The organism is Novosphingobium sp. LASN5T, assembly GCF_003856955.1.
Lineage (GTDB): Bacteria > Pseudomonadota > Alphaproteobacteria > Sphingomonadales > Sphingomonadaceae > Novosphingobium.
Genome location: NZ_RQSI01000012.1, coordinates 23,196 through 42,142 on the forward strand (window position 1 = coordinate 23,196; position 18,947 = coordinate 42,142).

General features: G+C 66.9%; 18 protein-coding genes. 4 read left to right on the forward strand and 14 right to left on the reverse strand.

Features of this window, described 5'->3' with window-relative positions:
- Positions 1 to 8 precede the first annotated feature (8 nt).
- A complete protein-coding gene (locus EH199_RS09885) occupies positions 9 to 1,367 on the forward strand; it encodes an amino acid permease (protein ID WP_223806595.1) in 1,359 nt (452 codons plus the stop codon).
- A gap of 10 nt (positions 1,368 to 1,377) precedes the next feature.
- Here EH199_RS09885 and EH199_RS09890 read toward each other — a convergent pair whose 3' ends face one another.
- The 4 genes from EH199_RS09890 to EH199_RS09905 all read right to left on the reverse strand — a co-directional run bounded on the left by EH199_RS09890 (position 1,378) and on the right by EH199_RS09905 (position 6,195).
- The gene (locus tag EH199_RS09890) at positions 1,378 to 2,766 is read right to left on the reverse strand and encodes an aspartate aminotransferase family protein (protein ID WP_124809095.1); all 1,389 of its coding nucleotides are present in this window, start codon (positions 2,764 to 2,766) and stop codon (positions 1,378 to 1,380) included.
- A 78-nt stretch (positions 2,767 to 2,844) separates the two neighbouring features.
- Positions 2,845 to 4,332, reverse strand: coding sequence for a bifunctional 3-(3-hydroxy-phenyl)propionate/3-hydroxycinnamic acid hydroxylase (locus tag EH199_RS09895; protein ID WP_190287208.1), 1,488 nt, complete (start codon positions 4,330 to 4,332; stop codon positions 2,845 to 2,847).
- 4 nt (positions 4,333 to 4,336) lie between these two features.
- Positions 4,337 to 5,179, reverse strand: coding sequence for a fumarylacetoacetate hydrolase family protein (locus tag EH199_RS09900; RefSeq protein WP_124809097.1), 843 nt, complete (start codon positions 5,177 to 5,179; stop codon positions 4,337 to 4,339).
- A complete protein-coding gene (locus tag EH199_RS09905) occupies positions 5,176 to 6,195 on the reverse strand; it encodes a VOC family protein (protein ID WP_124809098.1) in 1,020 nt (339 codons plus the stop codon). Before EH199_RS09905 ends, EH199_RS09900 begins: the two co-directional genes overlap by 4 nt.
- 118 nt (positions 6,196 to 6,313) lie before the next feature.
- Between EH199_RS09905 and EH199_RS09910 the strand changes: the two genes are divergently transcribed.
- Complete coding sequence (locus tag EH199_RS09910) at positions 6,314 to 6,961, forward strand: TetR/AcrR family transcriptional regulator (RefSeq protein WP_190287209.1); 648 nt, start codon at positions 6,314 to 6,316, stop codon at positions 6,959 to 6,961.
- Here EH199_RS09910 and EH199_RS09915 read toward each other — a convergent pair whose 3' ends face one another.
- The 5 genes from EH199_RS09915 to EH199_RS09935 are packed head-to-tail and all read right to left on the reverse strand — an operon-like array spanning position 6,962 to position 12,011.
- The gene (locus tag EH199_RS09915; protein WP_124809100.1) at positions 6,962 to 8,392 is read right to left on the reverse strand and encodes an efflux transporter outer membrane subunit; all 1,431 of its coding nucleotides are present in this window, start codon (positions 8,390 to 8,392) and stop codon (positions 6,962 to 6,964) included. It lies immediately after the preceding gene.
- Complete coding sequence (locus EH199_RS09920) at positions 8,389 to 9,318, reverse strand: HlyD family secretion protein (protein ID WP_124809101.1); 930 nt, start codon at positions 9,316 to 9,318, stop codon at positions 8,389 to 8,391. Before EH199_RS09920 ends, EH199_RS09915 begins: the two co-directional genes overlap by 4 nt.
- 28 nt (positions 9,319 to 9,346) lie before the next feature.
- Positions 9,347 to 9,556, reverse strand: a complete 210-nt coding sequence (locus tag EH199_RS09925) for a DUF1656 domain-containing protein (RefSeq protein ID WP_124809102.1) — start codon at positions 9,554 to 9,556, stop codon at positions 9,347 to 9,349.
- Positions 9,553 to 11,541, reverse strand: a complete 1,989-nt coding sequence (locus EH199_RS09930; protein WP_124809103.1) for an FUSC family protein — start codon at positions 11,539 to 11,541, stop codon at positions 9,553 to 9,555. Before EH199_RS09930 ends, EH199_RS09925 begins: the two co-directional genes overlap by 4 nt.
- Positions 11,538 to 12,011: a MarR family winged helix-turn-helix transcriptional regulator gene (locus EH199_RS09935; protein ID WP_124809104.1), complete on the reverse strand. Its 474-nt coding sequence runs from the start codon at positions 12,009 to 12,011 to the stop codon at positions 11,538 to 11,540. The genes EH199_RS09930 and EH199_RS09935 overlap by 4 nt, the downstream gene beginning before the upstream one ends.
- Before the next feature lie 200 nt (positions 12,012 to 12,211).
- Between EH199_RS09935 and EH199_RS09940 the strand changes: the two genes are divergently transcribed.
- A complete protein-coding gene (locus EH199_RS09940; RefSeq protein ID WP_124809105.1) occupies positions 12,212 to 13,096 on the forward strand; it encodes an alpha/beta fold hydrolase in 885 nt (294 codons plus the stop codon).
- Here the strand turns inward: EH199_RS09940 and queA are convergent.
- The 5 genes from queA to EH199_RS09965 all read right to left on the reverse strand — a co-directional run bounded on the left by queA (position 13,060) and on the right by EH199_RS09965 (position 16,642).
- The gene (queA, locus tag EH199_RS09945) at positions 13,060 to 14,094 is read right to left on the reverse strand and encodes a tRNA preQ1(34) S-adenosylmethionine ribosyltransferase-isomerase QueA (RefSeq protein ID WP_124809106.1); all 1,035 of its coding nucleotides are present in this window, start codon (positions 14,092 to 14,094) and stop codon (positions 13,060 to 13,062) included. The two genes, EH199_RS09940 and queA, sit on opposite strands and share 37 nt — an antisense overlap.
- Before the next feature lie 16 nt (positions 14,095 to 14,110).
- Positions 14,111 to 14,788, reverse strand: coding sequence for a peptidylprolyl isomerase (locus EH199_RS09950; protein WP_124809107.1), 678 nt, complete (start codon positions 14,786 to 14,788; stop codon positions 14,111 to 14,113).
- Positions 14,789 to 14,930: 142 nt separating this feature from the next.
- Positions 14,931 to 15,443, reverse strand: coding sequence for a pantetheine-phosphate adenylyltransferase (gene coaD, locus EH199_RS09955; RefSeq protein ID WP_124809108.1), 513 nt, complete (start codon positions 15,441 to 15,443; stop codon positions 14,931 to 14,933).
- Positions 15,444 to 16,331, reverse strand: a complete 888-nt coding sequence (locus EH199_RS09960; protein ID WP_124809187.1) for a polyprenyl synthetase family protein — start codon at positions 16,329 to 16,331, stop codon at positions 15,444 to 15,446.
- Between the two features lie 56 nt (positions 16,332 to 16,387).
- Complete coding sequence (locus EH199_RS09965) at positions 16,388 to 16,642, reverse strand: exodeoxyribonuclease VII small subunit (protein WP_124809109.1); 255 nt, start codon at positions 16,640 to 16,642, stop codon at positions 16,388 to 16,390.
- Between the two features lie 137 nt (positions 16,643 to 16,779).
- Here EH199_RS09965 and purL point away from each other — a divergent pair, with 137 nt between their 5' ends.
- The gene (gene purL / locus EH199_RS09970) at positions 16,780 to 18,936 is read left to right on the forward strand and encodes a phosphoribosylformylglycinamidine synthase subunit PurL (RefSeq protein ID WP_124809110.1); all 2,157 of its coding nucleotides are present in this window, start codon (positions 16,780 to 16,782) and stop codon (positions 18,934 to 18,936) included.
- The last annotated feature ends 11 nt before the right edge of the window (positions 18,937 to 18,947 follow it).

The window sequence follows — 18,947 nt, forward strand, 5'->3', positions numbered from 1 at the left end:
GAGACTCCGTGTCCGCTGAAAACCCGCGCAGCCTCAGCACCGCCCTGAAATCCCGCCACGTCTCGATGATCGCCATTGGCGGCATCATCGGGGCGGGCCTGTTCGTCGGCAGCAGCACCTCCATCGCGCGCGTGGGGCCGGCGGTGATCGTCAGCTACGGCATTGCCGGGCTGGTGATCCTGATGGTCATGCGCATGTTGAGCGAGATGGCCAGCCAGCACCCCGGCGCCGGATCGTTCACCGAACTGGTGCGCATCGGTCTGGGCCATCGCGCCGGCTTCGTCTGCGGGTGGCTCTACTGGTACTTCTGGGTGGTGGTGGTCGCGATCGAGGCAATCGCGGGGGCGGTGATCCTGCACGGCTGGATAGACTTGCCGGTGTGGACGATCGGCGTGTTCCTTCTCGCCGGGCTGACGGCGGTGAACCTGATGTCCGCGCTATCCTATGGCGAGTTCGAGTTCTGGCTGTCGCTGACCAAGGTCGGCGCGATCCTAGCCTTCATCCTGATCGCCGGGCTGTGGGCCAGCGGCATCACCTCGCCCACCGGGCCGACGTTCGCCAACCTCGTCTCGCACGGGGGCTTCGCGCCGAACGGATGGGGCGCGGTGATCGCGGGCGTGACCAGCGTGATCTTCGCGCTGTGCGGCGCGGAGATCGCGACCGTGGCGGCTGCGGAATCGCAGGAACCCGCCAAGACCATCGCGCGCATCACCGGCAGCGTGGCGCTGCGCATCCTGCTGTTCTACCTGCTCTCGATCGGCCTGATCGTCTCGGTCGTGCCGTGGACCTCGATCGTGCCGGGCAAGTCCCCCTTCGCCGCCGCGCTCGATTACATGCACATCCCGCACGCGGGCGACATGATGAACCTGCTGGTGCTGGTGGCCGTGCTGTCGTGCCTCAATTCGGGGCTCTACGTCACCTCGCGCGTGCTGTTCGTGCTGTCGGAAAAGGGCGATGCGCCCCGCGCACTCGTCGCGCTGAACCGGCGCTCGGTGCCCGCGCGCTCGACCATCTTCGCCAGCCTGTTTGCTTATCTCGCGCTCGCCGCCTCGGTGCTTTCGCCGGAACTGGTGTTCAGCTTCCTCGTCAACGCCTCGGGCGCGCTGATGCTGTTCATCTACCTGTTCGTCTGCTTCGCGCAGGTGCGCCTGCGCAACCGCAACCAACAGGAAGGCGTGGCACCGCCCATCCGCATGTGGCTGCACCCCTACATCAGCTATGCCACGGCCGGGGCGATCCTCGCGGTGCTGGGCGCGATGGCGTTCAGCCCCAGCGCGCGCATCGAACTGGTCAGCAGCCTCGTGGTGCTGGGCATCGCCACCGCCGCCTCGTTCCGCAGCGATACGCGGGCGAGGGCCGCCGCCTAGAACCAGGCGCCTAACGCATCGCGGCGCGAATATCCGGCATCGCCAGCAACTGGTCCAGCGTGCGGTCGATCCGCGCGAAAATCTCGTCCATCTCGTCGTGCGAACAGCACAGCGCCGGCGCGAAGCCGATCGCGCCGTTGGCGAAGCAGCGGACGATCACGCCGTTGTCCCACGTCAGTTGCGCAAGCCGGCCGGCGACATCAAGCTCCGGCGCGAAATTGGTGCGCGCCTGCTTGTCCGAAACCAGTTCGATCGCGCCGAGAAGCCCGCGCGAACGCACGTCGCCTACCAGCGGATGGTCCTTCAACCGCTCGAAATGGGCGGCGAACGTGCCGCCCACGTCCACCCCGTTCGCCAGCAGCCCGCCTTCCTGATAGAGCCGCAGGCATTCCAGCGCCACGGCGGCGCTGACCGGATGGCCCGAATAGGTATAGCCATGGCCGATCGGCAGGGCTTCGGCGCCACCATCGGCGATCCCCTGATAGACGTGATCGGCCATCATCACCGCACCCATCGGCACGTAGCCGGAGGTCAGCCCCTTCGCCATGGTCATCAGATCGGGCGAGACGCCTTCCTCCAGACTCGCGAACATCGGCCCGGTGCGGCCGAAGCCGGTGATCACCTCGTCCACCACCATCAGGATGCCCAGCCGCGTGCAGGCTTCCCGCATCGCCTTGAGCCAGCCGCGCGGCGGCACGATAACCCCGCCCGATCCCTGGATCGGCTCGCAGAAGAACGCCGCGACGTTCTCCGCGCCCAGTTCCGCGACCTTGGCCTCCAGCGCACCGACACTGGCGGCGATCAGCGCGGCCGGATCGTGCCCTTCCGGGTGGCGATAGGGGAACGGCGAAGCAATATGGTGCTGCCACGGGCGCGGCAGATCGAAATTGCGGTGGAAGTGCGGCAGCGCGGTCAGGCCGGAACCGAGGCTACTCGACCCGTGATAACCGTTCACCTGCGCAATGAAGTGCTTCTTTTGCGGCTGCCCCACCGCGTTCCAGTAATGCACGATATAGCGGATGGCGCTGTCGACCGCGTCCGATCCGCCCAGCGTGAAATAGACATGATCCAGCCCTTCCGGCGCCAGCGCGCAGAGTTCTCCGGCCAGCCGGATCGCCGGTTCGCAGCCATAGTGGAAGAAGCCTGTGGCGTAGGGCAGCTTGCGGAGCTGTTCGGTCGCGGCTTCGACAAGGCTTTCCTGCCCGTAGCCGACATTGACGCACCACAGCCCGGCGAACGCATCGATCATGCGGCGGCCATCGATATCGGTCAGCCACATGCCCTGCCCGGATTCCAGAATGCGCGGCCCGTGCTTTTCGTGGCCGCGAAACGAAACGACGGGATGGATCAGGTTGTCGCGATCGATGTCGACAAGCGAGCGATTGGATAACGAGTTCATGCGCCGGACACTACGTCGACAGGCCCCGCCGATTAAGCGAAATGTGCGAGCAATCCGCCTCCTTTTTTGCGCGTCGGCCTATCCCCCGGCGGAAACCGCGTTCCGCCACGCTTGCGCCAGCACGGCGGCATCGCCGGTGCCGAACACGTAGCGATCCGGCCGCACCAGCACGGCCGGCGCGTCATGCGCATCCAGCCATGTTTCCAGCGCTTGCCGGAACGGGGCGAGCGCAGGATCATCCAGTCCCGCCGAACGAATGCCCTCTTCCCCGGCAGCGGTACCCCGCGCCAGCAGCCACGCCCCGGCTCCCAGCGCATCGTCAAGCCGCGCGCCGTCGGCAGTCGCCTGCGGGAAATAGCTGCCGGCACCCGCGCTTCCCGCCAGGACAACGCCGGTATCAAGCGGCGGATAGGCCGGCGCTCCATCGGGCGACTGGCCTGCCGCGCGGGCTGCCAGCATCTGCCGGTCGCGCTCGGCCGCCGCTGCCGGATCGGTGATGCAGACCGTGCGCCCCATCATGATCGCCATGCCGATGGTCGCGCGCAGGTTGGGCTCGCGCTCCGGCTGGTAACTGTCGAGCAGACTGTCCGGCGCGCCATCGCGGAGGATCGCGGCCAGTTTCCAGGCAAGGTTCGCCGCGTCGCGAATGCCCGAACACAGGCCCTGCCCGGCGAAAGGTGGCGTCTGGTGCGCGGCGTCGCCCGCCAGCAGCAGGCGGCCCTTGCGCCACTGTTCCGCAATCCGGGCGCGGAACGTATAGACCGCCTTGCGCTCCAACGTGACCGCACCATCCACTTTCCACGGCGCCATCAATCGCGCGATGGTGGCGTCCGCACTGATCTCCTCCGGCGTTTCCCCCGGCCTGATCATGAATTCCCAACGATGCCGCCCCTCGCCCATCAGGACGCAAGTGGTCGGGCGTTCCGGATCGCAGATCTGGAGGTTCACCGGCGGCAGGCGCGAAAAGTCCTGCACGATGGTATCGACCACCAGCCAGGGTTCCTCGAACCCAAGATCCTCGAAGCCGATCCCCGCGGCCTTGCGCATCGGGCTGCGCGCACCGTCCGCCCCCACCAGATAGCGCGCGCGCACCTCCTGCTGGCCATCGGGCGTGTCGATCTGGGCGATCACTCCATCGGCGTCTTCCGCGAACGACAGCACGTCCCAGCGCGTCTCCAGGCGGGCCGCCGGGTAATCCGCCAGCCTGTCCCGCAACACCCGCTCCACCGATGGCTGGTGGATCATGTTCGCGGCGGGCCAGCCACCCGGCCCGATCCGGTCCGATCCGGTGAACCGCAACAGGATATCTCCCGCCGCGTTGAGGAAATCGTAGCGGCTCGATTGCCGGCTCGAACGGACGATGGCTTCCGCCGCGCCCACTTCCTGAAACACGCGGATGATCTCGTGATCGAGATGCGCGGCGCGCGGCAGCGGATAGACCTCGGCTTCCTTCTCCGCGACAATCACCGAAACGCCCTGCCGGGCCAAAAGGAGGGCCAGAGTCACGCGGGTCGGGCCGCCGCCGGCGATGAGAACGTCACATTCGTGGATCGCGGCGGCGGCCATCGGCTCAGCCCTCCGCCGCCATCGTGCCCTCGATCGCGCCAAGGCCATCGATCTCGCACCGCACCACATCGCCGGGCTTCAGGAACTGGCGCGGGTCCATTGCCGCGCCCACGCCGCCGGGCGTGCCGGTGAAGATCACGTCGCCCGGCTCCAGCGTCATCGCCTGCGAAAGATGCTCGATCTGCTGCCACAGGTTGAACACCAGATTCCGCGTGTTCGAATCCTGCCGCTTCTCGCCATTGACGAAGCAGCGGATGCCCAGCGCGTGCGGATCGGACACGTCATCGGCGGTGGTCAGCCACGGCCCCATCGGCGCGTGCGTGTCGAAGCTCTTGCCAAGCGACCATTGCGGGCCGGCGTGCTGCCACATGCGCTCGGTCACGTCGTTGCCCACGCAATAGCCGAACACATGCTCCGCCGCCTTGTCCGCCGGGATATGCTTGCCCCCCTTGCCGATCACGGCGACCAGTTCGACCTCGTAGTCGTTGGTGACCGTGCCCTTTGCGATCAGGATGGGATCGAACGGCCCGTTCACGGACGTCTGCGCCTTGGTGAACCATACCTGCCGTTCGGGCGTGCCCATGTTCGATTCCGCGATGTGATCGGCATAGTTGAGGCCGATCGCGAAGATCTTGCCCGGCCGCTGCACGGGCGACGCCAGCCGCACCGAAGCCAGCGGGACGCCACCGCCCGCGGCGGCCTTCGCGGCCAGCCCATCCTTCACCGCATCCCAGTTTGTGATCAGATCGATCATCGATCCGGCGATGCCGGTATCGATCAGCGTTTCGTCCACCACGATCGCGGTGCGGATCGCGCCATCGGTGGCGTGATAGCTGGCAAGTTTCATGCGGCTTGTCCTTTCGGGTTGCGGCGGAACAGCCGCCGGATGCGCAATTGCAGGGCCATGACGAAGGCGAGTACCCCAGGCTTCGGCGCCATACGCCCCGCCAGCATCGGATGCGGGCTGCCCCATTGCACCGCCAGCAGGCTCGCGAACGGCATCTTTTGCGGCGGATCGGCCGCCGTCAGCAAGTCGCCATCGGTCCAGTGTTCGAGTTCGTGGCCCCAGGGGTCTTTCCAATAATCGAAGATCTGGCTCCCCATGATGTGCCGGCCCACGCCCCATGCCGCCGTGCGCTTGCGCGCCTTGAGGTGCGCGTGCCCCAGCATCAGGTCGTCGAAATTGGATACCTCGAACGCGGCGTGCAGGAAGCCCGGCTTCTGCGGCAGTTGCGCCAGGAACAGCGTGTGGTGATCGGCCGGCTTGTCGCCCCGGTCGCAGCGCATGAACGCGCCCAGCGGCAGGTTCGGCGCGGCTTCCACCTCGTCCGACGTCAGGAAGCCGAAACGCTGCTTGTACCACGCCTCCGACGTACGGAAATCCGCCACGTTGAGCACGCAATGGCCGATGCGCCGGACGTGCGCCGGCCCGCCTTCCAGCCGCACGAGCTGGCGAAAGCGCGGCTTCGCACTGGCGGTGTTGCGCACGGGATCGGCCATGGCTGGGCTTTCCGATTCCTTCGACTGGCCCGCCACCACTTCCACCATGAAACCATCGGGATCGCGCAGGCGGACGACCGAGCCGCCGCCGGGTTCATCGAGCGGTTCAACCGCCAAGCCTTCGGCACGCGCCAGCGCTTCCAGATCCTCGATCCGCTCCGCCCGGAAGCCCACGCCGCGAAAGCCAGGCTCGCCCGGTTCGGTCACATGGAGGAACGGCCGACCATCCTCGCCCCGGGCATAGAGCCGCCCATCCTGCTCGAAGCAGGCCAGTCCGAAATCCTCCAGAAAGGCGCGCATGGCTTGCAGATCGGGCGCGGCAAAGCGCACGTGGGCAATATCCTCGACGCGGATGATGCTCATCGCCATCGTCTCCCGGCATCCTCTGTCCGGCCGCGGTCTGAAGGCCGCGACTCAAACTTGACTTTTTAGTCAAATATCATGAATGACCAAACGGTCAAGAGCGCTGATGGACCGGACCATGATCGAACCCACGCTTTCCCCCCGCGCCGCGCGCACCCGCTCCGCCCTGCTCGCCGCCGGGCTGGAACTGCTGGCCGAACGCCCGGTGGACGCGATCGCCATCGACGAAGTGGTCGCCGCAGCCGGCGTCGCCAAGGGATCGTTCTTCAACCATTTCGAGGACAAGCACGATTTCGCCGGAGCGATCTCGCGCGCGATCCGCGTTGACGTGGAAGCCCTGGTGGGGCGCACCAATCGCGACATCGCCGATCCGCTGGAACGGCTGGCCGGAGGCATGATCGCCGCCGCCGCCTTCGCCCTGGCCGAGCCCAAGCGCGCGGCCGTGCTGACCCGGTCCTCCTCCGGCACCGTGGTCGAGGATCACCCGCTCAACCGGGGCCTGCTGGAAGACATGCGCGCCGCGCTGGCCGACGGCCTCGTTTCACCCGAAGGCGGGCGGGCGGGCGTGCTTTACTGGCTGGGCTGCTGCCAGATCGTCATGGCCAGCAGCGTGGTGCAACGGGCCTCGGTCGATCACGCGGCCGGCTTCGTTGCCGACATGCTGGCGCTGGGCTTGCGCGGCCTTGGAGCATCGGCCAGCGCGGTGGCGCGCATCGCCGATCCAGAACGTGTGCGGCGGCACCTCCGCGCGATCACAAGCGCCTGATTACACTGCGTCGGCCTGCCAGCCACCGCCCAGCGCGAGGAACACCGCCACCTGATCGCTGGCAAGCGCGGCGTCCGATGTCGCGAGCGTCATTTCCGCCGCCGAAAGCGTGCGCGCGGCGTCCAGCCCGGTCAGCGCGTTCTCGCGCCCGGCCGCGCGCATCCGCTGGACCTTGGCCAGCGCCGCCGCCGCCTTGTCGCGCGCCTCGCGCAACGAGGCGTTGCGCTGGAGTTCGTGGGCATAGGTGGTCAGCGCGCTTTCCGTCTCGCGCAGCGCGCCCAGCATCACGCCGTCGAAGCGTGCCAGCGCCGCATCGCGTTCGGCTTCGGCCGCCGCGATTTCGGCATGGGCGATCTTGCGGTTGGGAAAAGTCCACGACAGCAGCGGCCCCAGGCCGAACGAGAAGCCGCGCGGTGTTCCCGGAAACTTGAACGGGCTGACGTCCTCCACGGAAGCGCCGAAGCGCACGGTGGGATAGAGCTCCGATCGCGCCACGCCGATCCGGTCGAGCGAACCCGCGACCGTTCGCTCCGCCGCGCGCACGTCGGGCCGGCGCCGCAGCAAGGCGGCACCATCGCCCACCGGCAGCACGCTGGTCACGCGCGGCGGTTGCACGCAGGTCTGGATCTCCCTGGGAAAGTCGGCCGGCGGACGCCCCAGCAGCGTCGCCAGCCGGAACAGCGCGTTTTCCTGCGCTGTATCGAATCCCGGCATCTGCGCCTCCAGCTGCGCCACCAGCACTTCGGCGTTGTCGCGATCGAGCGGCGTTCCGCGTCCAGCCGCGATCAGCCGGTTGGTGAAGTCCAGATTGCGCCGCAGCAGACCAAGGCTATGCTGCGCCCGCGCGCGCAGCATTCCCGCAGCACAGGCATCGGCATAGGCCCCGGCCACGCCCGCCGCCACGTTGACGCGGGTCAGGTCGTAAGCGGCCTGCGCGGCATCGCGGTCATGCCCGGCCGCAGCCGTCAGGCTGCGGATGCGCCCGCCGACGTCGAAATCGTAGGTGAGCGAAGCACCGCCGCTGACCAGCGGATAACCCTGAAAACTTTCGAAGGCGACCGGATCGCGGTTGACCGTCGCCCCGGCGTTGAGGTTCGCCAGAACCGTTCCCTGCGCATGGGCCTGCCGGATCATGGCACTGGCGCGGTCAATGTTCGCCGCCGCCACGCGCAAATCGGTGTTCGCCTTGAACGCCTCCTCGATCAGACCGTCGAGCTGGGGGTCGTCGTAGAGCTTCCACCACTGGCCCGGCACAGGATCATCCCGGAATGGTCCCTTGTCCATGCTGACGAAGGGCGCATTGGCGGCCGGCGCTTCGGAAAGCGCGGTCTGGGTCCGGTCGCGCTCCATCGGCACATGCACACAAGCGGACAGCACCAGGGTGGGCGCGAGCAGCACCGCCAGGCGAGTCAGGCAACCGATCCGGTTCACGACCGGCCTCCCGCATGGACGGTGCGCCCGGCGCCATCGATCACGTCGACGGTGGCGGTCCTGCCGGCGATCAGGCGGATATCCTGCGGCACCCTGACCAGCGCGATCCGCACCGGCACGCGCTGCGCCAGCCGCACCCAGTTGAACGTGGGATTCACGCTTGCCAGCTGGTTGCTGGCATTGGTCCGCTCGCGATCGTCGATGCCCGGCGCGATGCTTTCCACCCGCCCTTCGATCGGGCTGGTTTCGCCCATCAGCAACACCCTTGCGCGATCGCCAACGTGGATGCGCGGCAGCTTGGTTTCCTCGAAATAGCCGTCGATCCACATCGTATCGGCATCGACCACGGCCAGCCCCTGCGCGCCAGCGGCCAGATAATCGCCGGGCTTGAGCAGCAGGTTGGCGACGTAGCCGTTCACCGTCGCACGGACGAGCGTGCGCTCCAGGTTGAGGCGCGCCACGTTGACCGCGACCCGCGCCGCCTCAAGGCTGGCGCTCGCTGTCTCCGCCTTGGCTTCCAGCGCCTCGCGCTCCTCTGCGGAGACGAGATCGCCCAGCATCCGTGCGCGGCGCAACTGGGAATGCGCGTCGGCGGCAGTCGCCTGCGCGCTTGCCACGGCGGCCTGCGCCTGGGCCAGCGCCAGCCGGTAGCGGGGCGTGTCCACCTCGAACAGCACCTGCCCCTTCGTCACGCGGTCGTTCTCCCGGACGAGCACGCGTGTGACCAGCCCCGGCACGTCGGACGAGACCTTGACGACATCGGCGCGCACGCGGCCATCGCGCGTCCACGGATCGACCTCGTAGCGCTGCCACATCGCGCGCCCGGCCACGAACGCCAGGACGACCACCGCCAGCGTGATGGCAACGCGCAGGATGCCGATCAGGATCGGCCGGAACGAGGCAGGAGCAAGGGATCGGGGAGACATTTGGGGTTCGCCTGATGGGAAAGGAGTTTCAGTGAATGAAGGTTAGCGGAAGGCCGGAGACGGCGCCGGTCAGCGCCACGAACAGCGCGATCTCGAACAGCGAGCGGTGCCAGACGAAGCGGTAGAGCCGCCACCGCCGCATCGCGATCTGGATGAACAGGAACGGGACCAGCGCCACCGCCGCAGTCGCGAACAGGTGCGGGAAGAACACGCCGTAAAGATGCAGTTCGGGCGTCATGCGGCTTCGGTCCTGACGTCTGCGGGAACAAGCGTGCGGTCCAGCCCGGTCAGCGCCAGCAGCGCCTCGCGCCGGGCAGGCGTGGGTGGCGTGGCGGCCACTTCGCGGATAGCCTCGGCAATCCGGGCGTGCAGATCGCCCTCGCCGCGGCCGCGCCAGTAGCGGCGGAGCGCATCGAGCAGGCGCCCCACGGCCGGCGCATCGGCGCGCGGCGGCCCCACGCGGCGCAGCGTCAACAGGTTGAGACCGACCCGCATCGTCCGCAGCGTCTGCGCCACCAGATCGTCCGGATCGCCCCGCACCGCCACGCGCGCGCCCAGCAGGCCCACGCGGTCCACCATCAACCCGGTCCAGGCCGGCACCGCGAGCGGCGGTTCGGTCCGCGTCTGGCTGGCAAGATCCCGTTCGGCGAGGCGGACGATCCGCCGCGCCGAGAAATCGGCCCCCACCGATCGCACCAGCCGAGTCACCAGCGAGGCTGTCAGCACGCCCACGACCGAGGCCAGCGAACTGTTCACGAAACCGGCAAAGCTGGGGGAGAAGCCCTCCTGAATGCCCAGCGTGCCGTTGATCCCCATCGCCAGGGGCACCATCCGCATGGTCCATCGGGGAATAGCCATAAAATAGCCGATGACTAGGAACGTGGGCGCCAGCACGAGCATCAGCGTGGAGAAATCGTGAACCTGCGGCACGATGCCGAACAGGTAGATGCCGGTGACGACGGTGGCATAGCTCCACCAGATCGCCACCTTGTTGATCTCGCGCGAGGGATCATCCATCCCGGCAAAGAAGCTGGCGAAGATCGACGCCATCATCACCGCCGTACCGCCATCGGGCCAGCTCGTAGCAATCCAGAACCCGCAGAGCAGCAGGATCGCCAAACTCGCGGTGAGACCCGACCACACCGCCATGCCGTAATCGCGGTGCAGCCGGCGCGCGCGCTCGTCGGCGAGCACCGCGCGCAAGGGCGCCGGTGCAGTTCCGCCATCGCGCAAATGCCGCGCCAGCACCGCGCAATCGCGCCAGGCCTCGATCATTTCCGCGAGCCGCGCATGAAAACTGGCGCGCAGCAATTCATCATCGGACGGCATTTCGCCCAACACCGGCTCCAGCCCGCGCGCGCGCCGGGATAGCGCCGCGGCGAGATCGAGCGAAGCCGTATCCGCCGCAACCACCCACGCCCTCACATCGGCAATTAGCCGGTCGCTGGCGGGCGAGAGCACGCCCCCCCCGTGCCGCAACGCATCGAGCCGGTCCCCCACCGATTGCGCCAGTGGCAGCAGCATCGCCATACGTTCCGCCAGCTTGCCCACCTCAAGGCTGCGATCGTGGTAATGCGACGTGTCGAACGGCAGATGCGTGGCCAGGATGTGCAATTCGGTGATGTCGCCAGCCAGCTTGTGGACATCGCGGTTGTGCGGATCGTGAACGCCGGCCAGCGCATCCAGCACCCAGGCCTGCGCATCGTGCAGGAACCCGTCGATCCGCGCTTCGAGCGTGCCGGCAATGCCGCGCGGCAACACCACGCTGTGGATCAGCGTGGCACAGGTGATGCCAAGGCAGATTTCCTCGACGCGGGCCACGGCGGTGGTGAACACCGTGCCTGGCGCGCTGACCGAAGGGAAGCCGATCAGCGCGGCGGTATAGCCGCTCAGCATGAACACATAGGCGCGGGGCGTGCGGTCGAGCAGCGAGATGGCGAGGCACAGGCCGACCCATACCGCCAGCGTCAGGCTGAGCAGTTCCGGCGCGTCCACCAGCAACGGCACCGCGCCGACCGCAACGGCCGCGCCCACCACCGTTCCGATCACACGATAAAGCGCCTTGGAACGGACCGACCCGGCCTGAGGCTGGCTGACGATATAGACCGTCATCGCCGCCCAGTAGGGATTCATCAGCCCCAGCCCCAGCGCGATGAACAACGCCAGCACCGCCGCCGCGAAGCTGTTGAGCGAAAAGACCATGCGGGAAGCATGCGCGTTCAAGCGCCAGCTCCCTCATCGTTTGACAGGAAGGCGCTGGCCAGATCGAGCCGGTCGAGCGCGGCACCAACCTTGTCGACCACCGACAGGAACACCGTCACGTCCTCATCCGTCACGTCTGCCATGATCACGTCGCGCAGGCGGTCAAGCGCTTCCTCAAGCTGGAACACCAGCGCCTCGCCCTTGGCCGTGAGATGCAGCCGGCGCAGGCGCTTGTCCTCTTCGTCGATGTGGCGCGTCATCAGGTTCATCGCCACCAGCCGGTCCACCACGCGCACGAGCGCCGGCCCGCCGATCCCGCTGCGCTCGGCCAGCTCGTTCTGACTCAGCCCGCCGCCGGAGCGCCCCAGGTAGATCAGCGGCGCCCCCAGGGATTCGGACAGGCCGAACGGGCGCAACGCATAGTCCACCGCTCTCCGCCAATTGCGGGCAAAGGGCAGCAGGGAGCCGGTCAGGATGCGTCGATGGTTCATGGGAAATCTCGCTCTCGCCAATTAGTTCGTTTGTAAACGAATTACAACGAGTCGGGCCGGCTGACGAGATGCAATGTGAAGCCGGTCAGTTGCAGAAAACGCGCGTGAGGCGATGATCGTGGCCGAGGCCGCCCTTCCATCGGCGAGAAGAGTTGCTACGGCCGCTTCAGCCCGCCCGGGCGGGGTTGGCAGGAGCTGATATGACCACAACGCTGTTTACCGCGTCCGGCGTAAGGCTACGCTGCCGAGGCAGGCAGGCAGGCCTCCTCAACTGGCTGTTTCTGCCCGGTGGCCCGGGAATAGGTTCGGAAAGTCTCGAGGAACTGGCGTCGGCGCTCGACCTGCCGGGTGCCGTATGGCTGGTGGACCTGCCCGGCGATGGCTCCAACCGGAAACCTCCGGGCGCTCCGGCCGATCCCTATTCGGTATGGCCGCAGGTCCTGGTCGAGGCGGCGATGGCATTGCCGAACGTTGTCTTCGCGGGGCATTCCACCGGCGGCATGTATCTCCTCGCTACGCCGCAGCTTGAACAGCACATATGCGGTCTGGTGCTGCTCGACAGCGCACCGGACGCGGCATGGCACGCAAGGTTCGTCGGGATGACGCAGCGGAACCCCCTGCGCGCGGTGGAGGCAGCAACAGCCGTTTACGAGGCTGATCGCTGCGACGAGAACATCGCCGCCATCGCGGTCGCATCCGCTCCATGGAATTTCACCCCGTCTGCCATTCCCGCCGGACAAGAATTGCTTTCCCGCATGCCATACAACAGCGCCGCGGTTGAGTGGTCCGACGCTCACTTCGATCATACCTATCGCGCGGCATGGTGGCCCCGGACGCTGCCGGTGCTGGTACTCGCGGGTGCGGAAGACCGGATCGTCTGGCAAGGTGGCAGGGATTCCCCGCGTTATCGCGGCGCCAACGTCAGCCATGCTTCAATCCGGGCAGCAGGGCATTTCCCGTGGATCGAAAACGCCCAAGCCGTATCGGAAGCATTCAGCGCCTTTTCCGCAAGGCTGGCTAAAACGTCCAGCGAGGATGCCGGGTTGCCTCATCCCTCCGGCAGCAGCAGGCTCGAGTCCCCGTAGCTGTAGAACCGGTATGCGTTGGCGATGGCATGGGCATAGGCCGCTTGCATCGTCTCCAGCCCCATCAGCGCACTGACCAGCATGAACAGCGTGGAGCGCGGCAGGTGGAAGTTGGTCATCAGGCCGTCGATCGCGCGGAAGCGGTAACCGGGGGTGATGAAGATCGAGGTATCGCCCGCAAACGGGCGGATCACGTTGTCTTCGCCCGCCGCGCTTTCCAGCAGGCGCAGGCTGGTCGTGCCCACCGCGATCACCCGGCCGCCGGCGGCGCGCGCGCGGTTCAGGCGATCGGCGGTATCCGCCTCGATCCGCCCCCATTCGGCGTGCATCCGGTGATCGGCCGTGTCTTCCGCCTTCACGGGCAGGAAGGTTCCCGCGCCGACATGGAGCGTCAGCGTCTCGTGCGCGATGCCCGCCTGCGCCAGCGCGGCCATCAGCCCGTCGGTGAAATGCAGCGCCGCCGTGGGCGCGGCGACCGCGCCATCGCGCGCGGCGAACATCGTCTGGTAATCGCGCCGGTCTTCCTCGTCGGTGGGCCGCTTGCCCGCGATATAGGGCGGCAGCGGCATTCGGCCAGCACGCTCCAGCAGCACCTCCACCGGCTCGTCTCCGGGGAAGAACAGGGTCCAGCTGCCGTCATCATGGCGCTGTTCGGCCGTGCCGGACACATCGGCGCCAAAATCGATGACATCCCCTTCGCGCAGACGCTTGGCATTGCGGACGAAGGCCTGCCAGCGGCGCAGGTCGATCCGCTTGTGCAGCGTCGCCCCGATCTTCGCTTCGCCGCGCCGTCCTTCGAGTTGGGCGGGGATCACGCGCGTATCATTGAACACCAGCACGTCGCCCGCCCGCAGCAGGGCGGGCAGATCGCGCACGACATGGTCGGCCAGCGTGCCGTCACCCTTGGCCAGCAACATCCGCGCCGCATCGCGCGGCCGCGCGGGACGCAGCGCTATCCGTTCGGGCGGCAGCTCGAAATCGAAGAGATCGACGCGCATCGCCCGGGGCAGCGGATCAGTTGGACTGCGAGTGGCTCAGCATGTCGGCCGTGATCGCCGGCGCGGCAACGGGCGCGGCAACGGCCGGCCGGGCCTTGTTGTCGGCCGCGATCGAGGCCTGGACGACCTTGGTCGGATTCGACGGCGGTTCGCCGCGCTGGATCGTGTCGACGTATTCCATGCCGGAGATCACGCGACCGAAGTTGGTGTATTTGTGATCGAGGGCGAAACGCGGATAGAACACGATGAAGAACTGGCTGTTGGCCGAGTTCGGCTCGTTGGTGCGGGCCATCGATACGGTGCCGCGCAGATGCGGCGCATCGTTGAACTCCGCCTTGAGGTCCGGCAGCTTGGAACCGCCCTGCCCTGTGCCCGTCGGGTCACCGGTCTGCGCCATGAAGCCATCGATCACGCGGTGGAAGATGACCCCGTTGTAGAAGCCCTGCCGTGCCAGTTCCTTGATCCGCTCGACATGGTGCGGCGCCCACTGCGGCATCAGCCGGATCGCCACGCGGCCACCGTTCGACAAATCCAGCAGCAGGATATTATCGGGATCGTCGTTCAGCGAGGTATCGACCGCGTACTGCATGGGCGGCGTGTCCGGCTTCACCGACAGTTGCTTCTTCTTGGCCATGGCGGGGGTGGCGAGAACCACGGCGCCAAGCGCGATCGAGGCAAGGAAGCGCGAAACCATCTGCAAGACCACCTTCAGCGTTCATCCGGGCAGAATAGAATGCGGGCCGGAAACCGCATCCGTGGCCGATAGGCCGGGCGCGCTGTCACTGCAATGAACGAATTGCAGTTCCGCACAGGACCAGCCCATCGGAACGGGGCGATCAGTAGTCGCCCAGCCGGCCCGTCGTTTCGATGCGGGCGATCACATCGTCCCGGACATCCGGCGTCACGAAGTCGGAAATGTCGCCGCCAAACATGGCGATTTCCTTGACCAGCTTCGACGCGATCGGCTGGAGGCTCACGTCCGCCATCAGGAAGATCGTCTCGATCTGGTCGTTGAGCTGCTGGTTCATGCCGGCCATCTGGTATTCGTATTCAAAGTCCGCCACGGCGCGCAGGCCGCGCACGATCACGGTGGCGCCCTGCCGTTCGGCGAACTTCATCAGCAGCGCGTTGAAACCCACCACCGAAACGTTCTCGATCCCCTGTGTCGCCATTTCGCGCTCGACCATGGCGATGCGTTCGTCCGGCGTGAACATGGGGTTCTTCGACGGATTGGTGGTCACCCCGATAATCAGCCGGTCGACCAGCTTGGCACCGCGACGGATGATGTCGAGATGCCCCAGCGTGATCGGATCGAACGTGCCGGGGTATACCCCGATCCTCTCCCCCATTTAATGATCCCTTTCGACGATGAAGCGCGCCACGGCACGAAGCACGTCCGCCTCCGGTCCGTAAGACGCAAGGTGCTGCACGGCTTGTTCGACCAGCATTTTCGCCTGTTCGCGCGCGCGCTCCACGCCCAGCAGCGAGACGAAGGTTTCCTTGCCGCGTTCCGCATCCTTGCGCAGCGCCTTGCCGGCCACCGCTTCATCGCCTTCGGTATCGAGCAGATCGTCCGCGATCTGGAAGGCCAGGCCGATATCGCGGGCATAGCCGCGCAGGTGCGTGCGCCCTTCCGGCGGAACGCGCCCGAGAATGGCCCCCATCTCGACACCGGCTGCCAGCAAAGCGCCGGTCTTCAACTGCTGGAGACGGGTAACCGTCGGCAGGTCGAAGCTGGCGGTTTCGGCGGCGATGTCCATCATCTGGCCACCGGCCATGCCGTTCGCGCCGCTCGCCATGGCCAGCGTGCGCACCAGTTCGATACGCACGAACGGATCGCCGCTCATCGCGGGATCGGACAGCACTTCGAACGCAAAGACATGCAACCCATCGCCAGCAAGCACGGCAGTAGCCTCGTCGTAGGCGATATGCACCGTGGGCTTGCCGTGGCGGGTCGCGTCGTTATCCATGCACGGCAGATCGTCGTGGATCAGGGAATAGACGTGGACCGCTTCCAGCGCCGTCCCGGCACGCACCGCGCTGGCGCGATCGACGCCAAACATGCCCGCGGTGGCGGTCAGCAGCAGTGGCCGCAGCCGCTTGCCACCGCCAATCGCGGCATAGCGCATGGCCTCGATCAAGCGATCGCGCGGGTCGCCGGCCACGGCCAGCAGGGCGTCGAAGCTGGCGTCGATATCTTCGGCGATCTGCTCCAGCGCGGGCTTGAGCACAGCCATCGTGCCGCTTTCGTCGGCGGAGTTCTGTTCAGCGGCATCCTGGTCGGAAGTGGTCGTCATGCCGATGCTGCCTCGTCAAAGGGGCGGGTGCCGGTGGGGCGGCCGTCGCGATCGGTGACGATCGCCTCGATCCGTGCCTGCGCCGCATCGAGCCGGGCCTGGCAATGCGCGCGCAGCTTTTCGCCGCGCTCGTAAAGGTCCATCGATTCGTCGAGCGGTGCCTCACCGCTTTCGAGTCGGCGCACAACGTCTTCCAGCGCCTTCAGCGCCTCCTCGAAACTGAGCGACGCGATATCGGGATTAGTAGCCATCGCACCCAGCTTTGGCGGCGGGAACGGCACCGGTCAAGCTCGGAACGGGACTTGCCCGTCAAGGCAAATGTTTCCGCCGCACGGCAACCGCCACGGCGGGGCTAGCGAGACTCGCCGCGCGCCGCTAAGGGCCGCGCATGGCCGAAAGCACCGCACCGCAGATCACGCCCGATGTCGTCGCCGCGCACGGGTTGTCCGAGGATGAATACCAGCGCGTCCTGAAAGCGCTGGGCCGCGAGCCCAACCTCGTGGAACTGGGCATCTTCTCGGTAATGTGGTCCGAGCACTGCTCCTACAAGTCGAGCCGCCTCCACCTGAAGAAGCTGCCCACAGAAGCGCCATGGGTGATCTGCGGCCCCGGCGAGAACGCCGGCGTGATCGACATCGGCGACGGGCAGGCCGCCATCTTCAAGATGGAGAGCCACAACCACCCGAGCTACATCGAACCGTACCAGGGCGCGGCAACCGGCGTCGGTGGCATCCTGCGCGATGTGTTCACGATGGGCGCGCGGCCCATCGCCAACATGAACGCGCTGCGCTTCGGCCGCCCCGATCACCCGAAGATGAAGCATTTGGTGCAGGGCGTCGTCGCCGGCATCGGCGGCTATGGCAACTGCGTGGGCGTGCCGACGGTGGGCGGCGAGACCAATTTCCACAAGGCTTACGACGGCAACATCCTGGTCAACGCGATGACCGTGGGCGTCGCCGATACCGACCGGATTTTCTATTCGGCCGCCACCGGCATTGGCAACCCGATCGTCTATGTCGGCTCCAAAACCGGCCGTGACGGCATCCACGGCGCAACCATGGCCTCGGCCGATTTCGACGAAAAGTCGGAAGAAAAGCGCCCGACCGTGCAGGTGGGCGATCCCTTCACCGAAAAGCTGCTGATCGAGGCCTGCCTCGAACTGATGGCGACGGACGCGATCGTGGCGATCCAGGACATGGGCGCGGCAGGGCTGACGTCCTCATCGGTCGAAATGGCCTCCAAGGGCGGCGCGGGCATCCGGCTCGACATGAACAAGGTGCCCTGCCGCGAAGAGGCGATGACGCCCTACGAGATGATGCTGAGCGAGAGCCAGGAGCGCATGCTCATGGTGCTGCAGCCCGGCAAGGAGCCGATGGCCGAAGCGATCTTCCGCAAGTGGGAACTCGATTTCGCGGTGATCGGCGAAGTGACCGATACCGGGCACATGGTGCTGGAATTCGATGGCGAAGTGGTTTGCGACATTCCGCTCGCCCCGCTGGCCGACGAAGCCCCGCTCTATGACCGCCCGCACGTGCCCACGCCCAAGCCGGCGCCATTGGCGAACGTGCCCGAAAGCGCGGACATCGGCGCCGATCTGCTCAAGCTGATCGGCTGCGCCGACCTTGCTTCGCGCAAGTGGATCTGGGAACAGTACGACAGCCAGGTGGGCGCGGACACCTTGCAGAAGTCGGGCGGCGATGCGGCCGTGGTGCGGGTCCACGGCACCGAAAAGGCGCTGGCGATCAGCACCGACTGCACCCCGCGCTATTGCTTCGCCGACCCTTACGAAGGCGGCAAGCAGGCGGTGGCGGAGACCTTCCGCAACATCTGCGCGGTCGGCGCCACGCCGCTCGCCATCACCAACTGCCTCAACTTCGCCAACCCGCAGCGTCCGGAAATCATGGGCCAGGTCGTCGGCTGCCTCGAAGGCATGGGCGATGCCTGCCGCGCGCTCGATTATCCGATCGTGAGCGGCAATGTCTCGCTCTACAACGAATCCAAGGCCACGGGCGGCGGTTCGGCCATTCTGCCCACCCCCGCGATCGGCGGCGTCGGCCTGATGCTGGACCATGAAAAGATGGTCACCGTCCGTTTCAAGGCACACGGCGACGGCATCTGGCTGGTCGGCGGCGAAGGCACGCACCTGGGCCAATCGCTGTGGCTGCGCGAGATCCACGGGCGCGAGGAAGGCGCGCCACCGCCGGTCGATCTGGCCGACGAGCGCGCCAACGGCGAACTCGTGCGCGAATGGATCAGCGACGGGCGCGTGACGGCGGTGCATGACGTGAGCGATGGCGGCCTGCTTGTCGCGCTGGCGGAAATGGCCATGGGCAGCGGCCTTGGCTGCACGCTCGACATCCCGCTTACCGCCGCATCGGCGTTCGGCGAGGACCAGGGGCGCTACATCGTGACGGCGCGGCCCGGCGTCATGCTGGAAGGGGCGGTTCGCATCGGCACGGTCAATGGCAGCACGGTCGCGGGCGTGGAAGTGAAAGCGCTGAAAGCCGCCAACGAGGCGTTCTTCCACGACTGGATGGAAGCCTGACCCTGACGGAT